The organism is Absiella sp. AM29-15 (assembly GCF_003434225.1).
Taxonomy (GTDB): Bacteria; Bacillota_I; Bacilli_A; order Erysipelotrichales; family Erysipelotrichaceae; genus Hoskinsella; species Hoskinsella hominis.
Map to the genome: position 1 here is coordinate 1 of NZ_QVFL01000016.1, position 12,438 is coordinate 12,438.

10 protein-coding genes are annotated in these 12,438 nt (G+C 35.4%); 3 read left to right on the forward strand and 7 right to left on the reverse strand.

The window, feature by feature from the left end:
- The coding region (locus DW761_RS15100) for a PD-(D/E)XK nuclease domain-containing protein (RefSeq protein WP_199485642.1) at positions 1-234 on the forward strand (234 nt) is incomplete at its 5' end.
- A 21-nt stretch (positions 235-255) separates the two neighbouring features.
- Here the strand turns inward: DW761_RS15100 and DW761_RS15105 are convergent.
- Positions 256-1,392, reverse strand: coding sequence for a pyridoxal-phosphate-dependent aminotransferase family protein (locus DW761_RS15105; RefSeq protein WP_199484179.1), 1,137 nt, complete (start codon positions 1,390-1,392; stop codon positions 256-258).
- A 388-nt stretch (positions 1,393-1,780) separates the two neighbouring features.
- Here DW761_RS15105 and pheS point away from each other — a divergent pair, with 388 nt between their 5' ends.
- A complete protein-coding gene (gene pheS, locus DW761_RS15110; RefSeq protein ID WP_117455176.1) occupies positions 1,781-2,821 on the forward strand; it encodes a phenylalanine--tRNA ligase subunit alpha in 1,041 nt (346 codons plus the stop codon).
- A gap of 11 nt (positions 2,822-2,832) precedes the next feature.
- The gene (gene pheT, locus DW761_RS15115) at positions 2,833-5,235 is read left to right on the forward strand and encodes a phenylalanine--tRNA ligase subunit beta (protein WP_117518622.1); all 2,403 of its coding nucleotides are present in this window, start codon (positions 2,833-2,835) and stop codon (positions 5,233-5,235) included.
- A gap of 30 nt (positions 5,236-5,265) precedes the next feature.
- On the opposite strand, the gene DW761_RS15120 is transcribed toward pheT, so the two are convergent.
- From DW761_RS15120 to def, 6 genes are all read right to left on the reverse strand, one after another.
- Positions 5,266-6,381 (reverse strand): hypothetical protein, encoded by a 1,116-nt coding sequence (locus DW761_RS15120; protein ID WP_117518623.1) that lies wholly within the window; start codon positions 6,379-6,381, stop codon positions 5,266-5,268.
- Positions 6,382-6,591: 210 nt separating this feature from the next.
- On the reverse strand, positions 6,592-7,518 hold the full coding sequence (locus DW761_RS15125) for a hypothetical protein (protein ID WP_117518624.1): 927 nt from the start codon (positions 7,516-7,518) through the stop codon (positions 6,592-6,594).
- 152 nt (positions 7,519-7,670) lie between these two features.
- Positions 7,671-8,666 carry a hypothetical protein gene (locus DW761_RS15130; protein WP_117518625.1) on the reverse strand — a complete coding sequence of 332 codons (996 nt, stop codon included), beginning with the start codon at positions 8,664-8,666 and terminating at the stop codon, positions 7,671-7,673.
- Between the two features lie 155 nt (positions 8,667-8,821).
- Entirely contained in the window at positions 8,822-9,691 is an 870-nt protein-coding gene (locus DW761_RS15135) for a metallophosphoesterase (protein WP_117518626.1), read from the reverse strand.
- 97 nt (positions 9,692-9,788) lie between these two features.
- The gene (rnjA, locus tag DW761_RS15140; protein WP_117518627.1) at positions 9,789-11,642 is read right to left on the reverse strand and encodes a ribonuclease J1; all 1,854 of its coding nucleotides are present in this window, start codon (positions 11,640-11,642) and stop codon (positions 9,789-9,791) included.
- Positions 11,643-11,765: 123 nt separating this feature from the next.
- Entirely contained in the window at positions 11,766-12,326 is a 561-nt protein-coding gene (def, locus tag DW761_RS15145; RefSeq protein ID WP_117455158.1) for a peptide deformylase, read from the reverse strand.
- Positions 12,327-12,438 lie beyond the last annotated feature (112 nt).

Consider the following 12,438-nt stretch of genomic DNA (forward strand, 5'->3'; position numbering starts at 1 on the left):
AATCAAGAAAAGGGATATGGAAGAGCAGATATATATTTGAAATCAAAAAAAGGCCAGCGAGATATCGTCATAGAAATGAAGTATGCAGAAAATGACAAAGAAGACTACTTATTGGCTGCTGCGGATAAAGCGATGGCACAGATCATAGACAAACGATATAGTGATGATGCGATAAAAATTGGTGTTGGAAATCATCAGAAGAAAGCGAAAATGGTTTGGAAAGATATAAAATAAAAAGAAAAAGGATAGTCGAAACTATCCTTGACGAACGGAAGATAAGAATACGTCTTCCATATCACATGATAAATGATAACCTTGTTTTGTAAAACATGCCTGCAATGCGGAAAGTGTTAAAGCAACATCTTCAACATTAGCATTTTCTCCCATATGACCGATACGGATGACTTTATCCTGCAGATAAGAGAAACATCCCGAAATCAGAATATGATGATCATCTATCATATCTTGTAAAAGTTGTGGTGAAGATACACCTTCTGGAACATTGATGACTGTGACTGTATTGGCGTGATTGTCATTCAGATATAACGTTAATCCTGCTTTTGTGACAGCTTCTCTTGTAGCTTTCGCAATGCGTTCATGACGGTTTACAATAGCTGGTTCATCTAAGATATTATCAATGGCAACACGTAATCCTTCGATATCGGATACTGGCATGGTATAAGGAAACCATTGTTCTTTCAAAACATTTTTGAAGTTTAAAAGATTCACATAAAATCCTGCAATAGGTGTTTTACGCTGTTCCATCTTTCTCCATGCATCATCACTGATTGTCACAATGGTTAATCCTGGTGGTACACTGATGGCTTTTTGTGAGCCTCCACAAAGGATATCGATATGTGCTTCATCTACGTTTACTTCTTCTCCAATCATACCTGCCACACTATCTACAACACTTAAAATACCATAGCTGTGAAGCAGAGTGCAGATTGCGGTAATGTCGTTACAAACACCACTTGGTGTATCTACATGGACAAGTGTTGCATATGCGAAATCATGGTCTTTATCCAAAAATGCTTTTAATTCATCCAGATCGATGCCTTTTAATTTATCTCCATGAAAGAATGTCACATCTCCCTGATACATTTGAATAAAATCCGCAAAGCCTTCTCCAAAGATACCGTTTTCTATAACCAAAGCACGATCATTTGGCTCTGTTAAGGATGCGATGGCTGCTTCTAAACCAAGTATACCTTCACCAGACAAGATATGGGTATCGTTGTTTGTATGCAGAATACTACTGATTTTCTTACATGTTTCTTCATAAGATTGAAAAAAAGCCGGGTCTAAATCAGGGTTTGTGCAAATGCGGCTTCTAGCTTGACGTACATTTTCTCTGACCTGTGTAGGACCTGCACTCATAATCTTTAACATTTTCATTCCTCCCTTTGCTTATGTATCATGATACTACAGAATACAGATTTTTTCATTAATTTTCTGTAAAATTTATGATTCAAAATAGTGTACAAATCAGAAAAAATGCTTGTAAATAAAGGACAAATTGGGTATAATGAATAAGAAAACGTTGATAAGGAGTAGTAATAAGGCATCAGCATGTTAGGGAGAGAAAATCATGGACTGAAAGTTTTCTTGATGTATGGCTTTATGAATTCACCTTGGAGTGAGATTAATCATCTCCCGTATCCATGACGGTTATCATGATAAGTAAGGTGTGTCGCAAGATGAAACAGGATGGTACCGCGCAATGTCCAGCGTTCCTGTATCTTGGGGCTTTTTTTATGGCAGAAAGGATGGATTAGACATGGAAAAACTAACAACAATCAGAGAAGAAGCTCTGAATAAGATTGCGTCCTGTAAAGATATGAATGAACTACAAAGTCTACGTGTTTTATATCTTGGTAAAAAAGGACCAATTCAGGAAGTAATGAAATCAATGAAGGATCTTCCAAAAGAAGAACGTCCTGCTTTTGGTCAGCAGGTCAATGAAGTAAAAAGCCAGCTTGCACAAGTAATCGAAGACCGTAAAGCAGTGCTGGAAGTAGAAGAAATGAACAAGAAAATCGAATCAGAAAAAATCGATATCACATTAGATGGACAAAAACCTACACTTGGTAATATTCACCCATTGATGCTTGTACAGCAGGAAATGGAAGATTTGTTTATTGGTCTTGGATATGAAATTGGAGAAGGTCCTGAAGTAGAACAGGATTTATATAACTTTGAACGTGCGAATATCCCAAAGGATCACCCGGCAAGAGATATGCAGGATACTTTCTATATCAATGCGGAAGAATTGATGCGTACCCATACAACTGCGGTACAGATGCGTGAATTAGAGGCAGGCGCAAAAGAACAAAAACTTCCAATCAAGGTAATCTGTCCAGGTAAAGTGTATCGTAGAGATGATGATGATGCGACACATTCTCACCAGTTTATGCAGTGTGAAGGATTGGTCGTAGATAAAAATATCACATTATCAGATTTAAAGGGTACATTATTATTCCTGGCAAAGAAAATGTTTGGGGAAAACAGAACGATTCGTTTCCGTCCAAGCTATTTCCAGTTCACAGAACCTAGTGTAGAAGTAGATGTCAGCTGCCATGTATGTGGTGGTAAAGGATGTCCTGTTTGTAAAGGTACTGGATGGATTGAAATCTTAGGTGCTGGTATGGTACATCCAAATGTTTTACGTATGGCAGGATATGATCCTGATGAACTAAGCGGCTTTGCATTTGGTATCGGTATTGAACGTGTCGCAATGTTGAAGTATGGTATCACAGATATTCGTGATTTCTATACAAACGATATTCGTTTCTTGAAAACGTTCAACCGTTTTGAATAGGAGGGTACATCATGATCATAAGTAGAAAATGGTTAAGTCAATATATGGATGTAAGTGATCTAAGCATTGAAGAATTAGCGGATAAGATCACAAACAGTGGTTCTGAAGTAGAAGGAATCGAAAAAATGAGCCAGGGGACTAACCTGGTCATAGGAAAAGTTTTAGAATGTGTAGATCATCCAGATAGTGATCATTTACATGTTTGTAAAGTAGATCTGGGTGAAAAAATTGAACAGATCGTTTGTGGAGCGCCAAATGTGGCAGCTGGACAGAAGGTCATTGTGGCACGTGTTGGCGCAAAACTTCCTGGTGGTGAAATCAAAGCAGGTGTGATTCGTGGACAGGAAAGCAATGGTATGATATGTTCTTTATTAGAACTTGGCGTAGATGCACATATGTTGAGTGAAGAAAGCAAGAATGGTATTGAAGTATTAGATGAAGATGCACCTGTAGGAAACTGTGATCCATTAGGATATTTAGGATTAGATGATGAAATTTTAGATATCGGGTTAACACCAAATCGTAATGATTGTATGGCCGCATGGTCTATGGCTTTAGAAGCTGGTGCTGTATTACATAAAGAAGTAAAAATTCCTTATGCAGATGGTGCTGCATCTGTTGGTACAGAAACAAAACTACATGTATCCAGTGAAACAGAAAAATGTCCATTGTTTTTAGGTAAAGTGATCAATCATGTGACGATTAAAGAATCACCAAAATGGATGAAAGAACTGTTGATGGCATCTGGTATGAAATCTATCAATAATGTTGTGGATATCAGTAACATTGTCATGTTAGAAACTGGTCAGCCACTGCACTTTTATGATATTCATGCAATACCTGCACAGGAGATTACTGTAAAAGATGGTATTGAAGAAGTATATACAGCATTAGATGGTATCGAATATCAATTAACAAAAGATGATATCGTTATTACTACAGAAGGCAAACCAATTGGTATTGCTGGTGTCATGGGTGGAGATGACAGTAAGATTGAAGATACAACAACAGGTATCATAATCGAAGCTGCTGTATTCAATCATGTATCTATCCGTAATACAGCACGTCGTTTAAATCTGAATACAGATGCAAGTGTCCGCTATCAGAAAGGTATTGAGCCAATGGCTACCTTTAAGGCAATGGATCGTGCTGTTCAATTGCTGTGTGAATATGCAGATGCCAGTGGTTTAGAAGAAACCAAACAATATGGTTCTAATAACTATACACCAGTAGAATTTGATGTGAATTTAGCAAGTATCAATAAATTACTGGGTACTGATTTTGGGGAAGAAGAAGTCATGCAGGTATTATGTGATTTGCATTTACAGCCTGTTAAAAATGGGGAAGACATTCATGTTGTAATCCCAAGTTATCGTACTGATCTATCTATTGAAGAAGATATCGCAGAAGAACTGATTCGTATCTTAGGATATGATCGTTTACCTAGTACGTTGCCAGAACTTCCAGCTACCCTTGGCGCATTAAACAAACGTCAGGCTTTGAGAAGAAAATTCCGTGGTATGTTGGCAGATTTAGGCTACAATGAAGCTGTGACATATTCTTTAGTAGGTCAAAAAGAAATCGATGATGCTGTAATGGGACAGGAACATGTTTATGAATTAGCTTCACCAATGAGTGAAGATCATAAATATGTACGTAACTCTATTTTACCAAGTCTATTGGAATGTATTGCATACAATCAGGCAAGAAGCATCAAGGATATTGCGTTATATGAAATGAGCAATGTATATGGTGTAGGGGAAGTAGAAGAACGTTTATGTGTTGTCGCTAGTGGCGCATTACATAAAAATCGTTGGCAGAAATACAGTGTCGATGTAGACTTCTATACCATAAAAGGTCTGTTGGAAGCAATTATGGCTTCTATTGGATATGACGCAAAACGTATCATTTTTAAGGAAAACAAAACAGATATGAAAAACTTCCACCCATATCGCAGCGCAGAAGTATATCTTGGAAAAGAGTTGCTGGGTATCTTAGGTCAGATTCATCCAGCTGTTGCAAAGAGATATGGTATCAATGAAACTGTTGCTATGGAAATCAATATGGAAATCCTGTTAAAGAATAAACCGGCAAAAGTAAAATTCACAGAAATCAGTAAATATCCATCTGTGACTCGTGACTATGCACTTGTTGTACAAGAAGATGTCAAGGTAGCGGATATTATTTCCAGCATTAAGAAAAATGGTAAACTGGAAAAAGAAAATATTATTCAAAATGTAGAAGTATTCGATGTTTATATGGGAGAACATGTAGAAGCAGGATACAAGTCTATCGCATTGACAGTAACATTCCAGTCTTTCAATAAGACATTGAAGGATACAGAAATCAATGAAATTCATGAAAAGATTATGGCTTCCTTAAAGAAGGATGTCAACGCAGAATTAAGAGCATAAAAGAAAAGGAGAGAAATCTCCTTTTTTCATTTAATAACTAACAATACCATGAACTAATTTGTTGTTTTTATCAAAACTAAGATGATAGATCATACCATTAGCACATTGATATTTTACATAGACTTCTTGGTCATCTGTATAGCTTAAATAAAATGGTGTGCCATAATGATTGATCACATCACTGAGCTCTGCGCCAAGTGTGATATTTTCTGGCAGAATGATATTAGAAGTTTCATTAAAATCAATGCTGGTAATGACATGTTCTTTTGTAAGATCTTTTATATCATTTACAACACCTTTGACATCAATCATGTATTTTTCTTTATCTTTTGTCAACGGAATTGTGGTAGAATCCAAATGCTGAGATAACCAATCTGTAGTCCATCCCTGATCAATCAATGTTTTGATAGGGGTGTTTTTTTGGATTTTTATACCTTCTAATTCCAAGATACCTTCAGAAAGTGATGAAGATATTGGTTTATTAAGTGAAAATGCCACAGGATCCATACCTGTTAATGACTTAGGATCAAAGCTTTTTTCTGGTTGATCACGATTGGTACCAGTTGCATGCAATGTGATGCCATCTAAACGATGATCTTTAAATTCTATGGTCATCGTTTCTGCCTTGTTATCTTCAAAGGCAGTTTTATAAATGAATACAGGATCTTTTTCCTCCTGTGTATAAATCAAAGGATATCCAATCGCTTTACATACATCTTCTTCACTTGATACATTCAGTTTTACATCTTTAGGTAAATGGAAGGTTTCATTTGATCTGCTGTAAACACCAGTATAAATTTCCGTTATAATGGTATCTTCTAAGGAACAGTCTTCTATCTCTTTATTATAAACACGAACACTGATACGAGACTGATCATTCTTCTTGTTGATAAGATAAAGTGCTTTATATTTTCCTGTACGAAGATTTTCCACCGGTTTCTCTGGTTCCCAATCTTTTAAAACTTCTTTTGTGGGCTGGTAAAGATAAAAGTCAGTACCTTCCAACTGTATTTTTACATTGGATATTGATAAATTATCCGCATTGGAAGAAGGCTTGCTTGTGTTAGGTGTTGAATCTTGGCTGCTGCCACAACCAGCTAGTAATAAACAGCTGTATAAAATCATTAAATGTTGTTTTAATTTCATAATTTAGAAATTCCTTTCTTGTTATTTGGGGTAGCGTATAGATGTATAAGTTAAATGATTTTCTGGATTGAAAGTCAAATGAACTTCCAAACCATTATCAAACATATAACCACATCCAGCATTTTGTTGAGTGTAGATCATTCGTGTTGGTGCACCATATGTTTCTAAGAACTCTGCGGCATTTGATTTGCTTGTCAGATTTTCAGGAAATTAAACATGTGCATGAGCATCGAAATCAATAGTTTGTATGATATTTTTATCTGTGACATCTTCTATCTTTTGAAATTCACCACTTACATCCATGGTATAATGCGCATCATTCTTTTTTAAGGAAACTGTGGTAATGCCATTGTTAATATGTGTAGAAGTCCAATCACATGACCAGCCATCATCAAGAAGCATCTTCAAAGATGTATTTGCGGATATCTTTTTATCTTCTATAACTAGGATACCTTTGGAAAGCTCGGTTGATTTATCCTTAGTAGGGGAGAAGGGAATTAATGCTCTTTTTAATACTTTTTCTGTAAGGAAGGTGTTTGTTTTTTGTTTCATACCTTCTGGTGTACCTCTTAATTCCATTCCCAATAATAATCCCTGGTCAAATTCTAATTTCAGCTGTTCTGTATTCGTAAAATCCATTGAGGAATGGTATAGATATGTGCGACGGGTAGCTGTCTGTTGATATGACATAGGAATACCAAATGTATGGAAGATATCCTCTTCTTTGGATTCATTTAATTTAAAATTTTGAGGCAGTTCATAATTGTTGATATTTTTCGTGAATTCATCAAAAGATATGTATAAGATGATACAGTTTTCTACAGATTGTTCACTAGATTCAGGGTTATATGCTGTCACAAAAATCTTTTTTTCGGAATCTGCTTTATAAAACAGATTGAAAGATGATTGATCCTTTGCCTGAATCGTTGTAATGTTGAGAGATGGATCAGGAGTCCATTTGTCTAAAACTTTATTCATTGGCTGATATAGATAGAATGTGGTATCTTCAACTTTGATTTTCATATTTGAAACTTCCATGATATCCGATACTTCATCTGTCATTGTTTCTTCTTTTTTTGTACAGCCAAATAACAGCAGTGTACACATCAGGATAGCCAGTCCTTGTTTAAATTTCATATAATGCTCCTCCTTAAGATAAGGAAAGTATAGCATAGAAAAATAGAAAAAAATGCAAATCATAAAACTTTAGAAATGCCTGTCTGATTTCGTCAGATTCTGTATATTTTCTGATACGATTTCAAGAAAAAACATCTGCATAGCACAGATGTCTATATATCAAAATTGGTATGATGGTAAACGTATTGATAAGGCTCTCCATCAATATTCAGTGTTACAGTATAATGACTTTTTCCTGGAATAACCTTTACTTCACTAAAAATTAAAACCGTTCTGGTTGTATGTGGCTCTATTTCATATGTTTGCACAAAATCAGAGTTATCACAACTTAATAAAACTAACCATGTATCGCTGCCTTTATCTTCTTGTTTTATACGTACGCCAATTTTATCAAATACATTGATTACTTGATCGGATGTATTTTCAATTTGAATATACATACCAGCATATTTTTTGTTTTCATCATTGCATATATAAAACAAGCTGTTTTCATCTGGATTTATAGGGGGAATGGTCTTTGATACAGAAGAAGATAATGGCGTTAATTTTAAAACATCAGCAGTTGTTTCTTTTTCGAGTTCTAATTTAGTGTATTTAGGTTTGATTTCTTTGAAAGGAAGGGTGTATTTATCATTGTTTATATATACGAGAATATCTTTGTTTTCCGTTTCTATCGTTTTTATATCAGCTTTCTTTATATCAAATATTAGATGTAAATTGCTTTTGGTTTGACTTTTTAATATGGTATCATCGCTGATATTTCTATGGTCTTGTGTTTCCATATAAGTATAACCGTAATACTTACTATCTAGCAGTCCATAGATATAATCTGAGATATCAATATCTTGATTAGATTTGTTTTCTACATAAAAGATTACATCATACATTGTAGAAGAATCATTTTCTGCAGGAAGATAGGTATATTCACCATTTCTATTCGTTGGTGTGATGGTATCTCCTACATAAATTTCTTTAAAACGAACCTTTACTTTGTCATATAAAGCATATTGTTTATTTGTATCTAATGCCATGGATGTTTTTTGACTTTCTTGTGGTTTTTCTTCATCAATAGATTGTTCACTGTTTTTTGTACAGCCAAATAATAGTAGAGTACAAGAAAAAATCAAAAAAAGTTGTTTTAATTGCATAAAAATTATCCCCTTTCATTTTACAAATAGTATATCATACAAAACCAAACATCAATATCAAGTTGGAAACTTTAGAAATGCCTGTCTGATTTCGTCAGATTCTGTATATTTTCTGATACGATTTCAAGAAAAAAACATCTGCATAGCACAGATGTTTAAGCGGCATTTCCATTTTGCAGACGGAAGATCATAATTTCCGGTGGGGCGAATAAACGCATATCAATATCAATGGTGCCAAGACCATTGGACACAAACAATTTCGTTTTATTCACAGTATACAAGCCATGATTATAACTTCTTGCGCCATCAAAGGTTTTTAGTGGCCCAATAACAGGTAAATAAATCTGTCCACCAAGAGAATGACCAGCGAACATTGCATCTACATAATTGCTGTTGAAGTCTGCACTTGAAATAAGATCAGGGCAGTGTGTCAATACGATATTGTATTCATCTTCACTAATCGTTTTAAAGGCACTGTCAGGATTTGGATTGCCATTGATCAAAGAATCAATACCAACCAAGGTAATACTGTTTTTTGTATGATTACGAATACGGATTGCCTGATTTGTTAATATTTCAAAATTAGATTGATAAAGAATATCAGAAACAATGTTTTTAACATCGTCATTAACTTGATCTTGATCACCCAATACCGCAAATTTACCTAAAGGAGCCTGAATACTTTTTAAGATATCCGTCAATTCTTTAACAACTGCACTGTCTGGTTCTTTGGTCGCAGGATTATCAAACATGTCACCGCCAAATAATACAATATCACAATTCGCATCATTTAATTCATTGATCATCTTTGTTAATCGATCTTTTCCCATAAACCCATTGTATTTGATATCAGATATCATAGCGATTTTAATATCATTCATATCCGCAGATATTTTAGGTGAGGTAAGGGTTGTATAATTTAAGGATACACGGTCAACGGATATATAAATACTGTAGAAGAAGACACCAGCCAAAAGTAAGGCGAGAATCACTAATACAGATAAGATTTTTAATAATTTCTTCACAGGAACACTCCTTTCACATTCTTTATTATTTTATCATATTTATGTATAGAACACCATGAAAAATTGATGAAGAAAAAGTGAAGCACATGACTTCACTTTATTCAGCTTTTTCTTGTTTTTCAGCAGCAGGTGCTACATTGTTTCTAGGAATACGTTTACCAGCCATTCTGGCAGCTCTTGCTTGTGCCATTGCCTGCATTGCGGATTTAGAGTTTATAATAACAGGGATTACGATTGGATTACGATGCGTTTTGTTGTAAAGGAATGGTTCTAATGATCCACGTACGGTATTCTTTAAATCAGAGAAGGTTGTACGTTGTTTCATCTTTTCATTCAATGCATCATACACAATCATTTCTGCTTCTTTTAATAGTCCCTGGCTGTCTTTGATAAAGACAAAGCCACGAGATACAATGACAGGTTTACAAAGAACTTTGTTGTCTTTGGAATCTATTGCGATAATAACTGCCACAAGACCATTGTCCGCTAAGATCTTACGGTCTTTCAGCACTGCCGTTGATACACCGCTGATGTCATTTCCATCAACATAGATATCATCTGCAGGAATTCTAAAGCTGCTTTCATATACCTTGTGATCACGTAAAATCAATACATCGCCATTTGCACATGTGAAGATGTTTTCTCTAGGAATACCTGTTTCTATTGCTGTATCCTTGTGCTGCTTCAGCATCTTATATTCACCATGCACTGGCATAAAATATTTTGGCTTAATTAACTGCAGCATCAGTTTTTGTTCCTCTTGGGAGGCATGTCCTGTTGTATGCAGATTGGTTAAGACGGATTTTGTTAATACATTGGCACCGGCACGAAACAGCTTATTGACAACCTGATTTACACTTGCACCATTTCCTGGAATTGGGGAACTGGAGAAGATAACAGTATCACCAGGAATCAGTTTGATATAACGATGTGTTCCATTGGCAATACGGCTTAATGCCGCAAGAGGTTCACCCTGACTTCCAGTACATACGATACATGTTTTATTCGCAGGAGTTGTAGACAACTGGTCAATAGATAAGAAATGCTGTTCGCCAACTTTGATTTTACCCATCTTTCGCCCAATCGTTACGACGTTTTCCATACTGCGTCCGAAGATGATTACCTTACGGCCACATGCGACAGCTGCTTCTAATATCTGTGATACACGATATACATTAGATGCAAATGTTGCGACAATTAAACGACCGCTGGTTTTCTTCATGATATCTAAAATCTCCTGTGCGACTTTTTTCTCTGAAATAGAGAAGTCTTCAACACCTGAGTTTGTGGAATCACTTAATAATAAATCGACGCCAATTTGTCCCATATAGGCCATGACCTGATAGTCCGCATTGTTTCCAACCGGTGTTAAATCGAACTTAAAGTCGCCGGTAGTAACAATTCTGCCATTAGGTGTATTGATTAAAATTCCCAAGGAATCAGGAATAGAGTGTGTGGTATTAAAGAAACCACATGTAAAATAATTCATTTTTAAAGAACTGCGATCATTGATCTCAATCAGCTTCACACTGCGAAGCATTTTGCGTTCTTCCAATTTTTTATTAATCAAAGCAACTGCAAATGCTGGCGCATAAATTGCTTCAATATCCACGCTTTTCAACAGGAAGGGAATACCACCAATGTGGTCCTCATGTCCATGTGTAATGACAAGCACTTTGCGCTTGCGGTTGTTTTTTACCAGATATCCATAATCTGGAATGACGTAATCGACACCCAAAAGATTGTCCTCTGGGAATCGTACACCTGCATCCACAATCAAAATCTCATTTTCATGTTCAAAGCAGTACATATTTTTACCTACTTCGCCTAATCCACCTAATGCATAGATTAAAGTGTCATTACGCTCCGTATTCATTTTATTATAACTGTTTCTTGTTGGATCTTGATGAGTTCTAGGTGCGCCTTGTTTATTGTTATGATAGTTATTCATATTAACTCCTTTCGATATTTAGAATATAGATGGCACCATATCTTTCATTATTATAGCATAAAAAATAGAGAATAAACGTAAAACTTCAAAAAAAGCCATAAAAAATGCTCTTATAGCAGAGCATTATTCAATCACAACGGCATCCTGGATAGCACGCCATGGATCATCTTCATTGATACGATCATAGAATAAAGTTCCTGAAAAATGATCAATTTCATGCTGTAAAACAATCGCAAGATAGTTTTTAGCCTTAATGGTTACTTCTTTATCTTGTAATAAATCATATCCTTTTACAGTCACACGTGCACTACGAGGGACAATGCCTTCATGTTCTTCTTCTACTGATAAACAGCCTTCACCATTCTTTAAATAGGCCTTTTGTACAGATTCAGAAACAATGCGTGGATTAGCCAGCGCATATTCAAAGACTTCATCTTCTTCCTCACCTGGAACAACAACAGCCAGCATTCTTTTTGGAATACCAATTTGAATAGCCGCAATACCAACTGCTGGACGAAGATCTTCACGTTCTGCAATCTCTGCGTCCTGACTGTCTTTTACATAAACAAATAAATCATGTAACAAAGTCTTATCTTCTTCACTTAAAGGAAGATTGACTTTTTCACTTTTTTGACGTACAACACTGTCTGTATCTTTAACGATATTATCATAATGAATATACATGTAGATTAACTCCTTTTCTATCAACGTTATTATTTTAAACGGTTTTTTCATAGAATGGAAGTCTTTTGATAAATTAATTGTGAAAAATTACAGGGAATATGATATCATTATA

Coding starts and splice junctions, on each gene's coding strand:
- DW761_RS15105 (WP_199484179.1), bottom strand. CDS start 1,392: ATGTTAAAGATTATGAGTGCAGGTCCTACACAGGTCAGAGAAAATGTA.
- pheS (WP_117455176.1), top strand. CDS start 1,781: ATGGAAAAACTAACAACAATCAGAGAAGAAGCTCTGAATAAGATTGCG.
- pheT (WP_117518622.1), top strand. CDS start 2,833: ATGATCATAAGTAGAAAATGGTTAAGTCAATATATGGATGTAAGTGAT.
- DW761_RS15120 (WP_117518623.1), bottom strand. CDS start 6,381: ATGAAATTAAAACAACATTTAATGATTTTATACAGCTGTTTATTACTA.
- DW761_RS15125 (WP_117518624.1), bottom strand. CDS start 7,518: ATGAAATTTAAACAAGGACTGGCTATCCTGATGTGTACACTGCTGTTA.
- DW761_RS15130 (WP_117518625.1), bottom strand. CDS start 8,666: ATGCAATTAAAACAACTTTTTTTGATTTTTTCTTGTACTCTACTATTA.
- rnjA (WP_117518627.1), bottom strand. CDS start 11,642: ATGAATAACTATCATAACAATAAACAAGGCGCACCTAGAACTCATCAA.
- def (WP_117455158.1), bottom strand. CDS start 12,326: ATGTATATTCATTATGATAATATCGTTAAAGATACAGACAGTGTTGTA.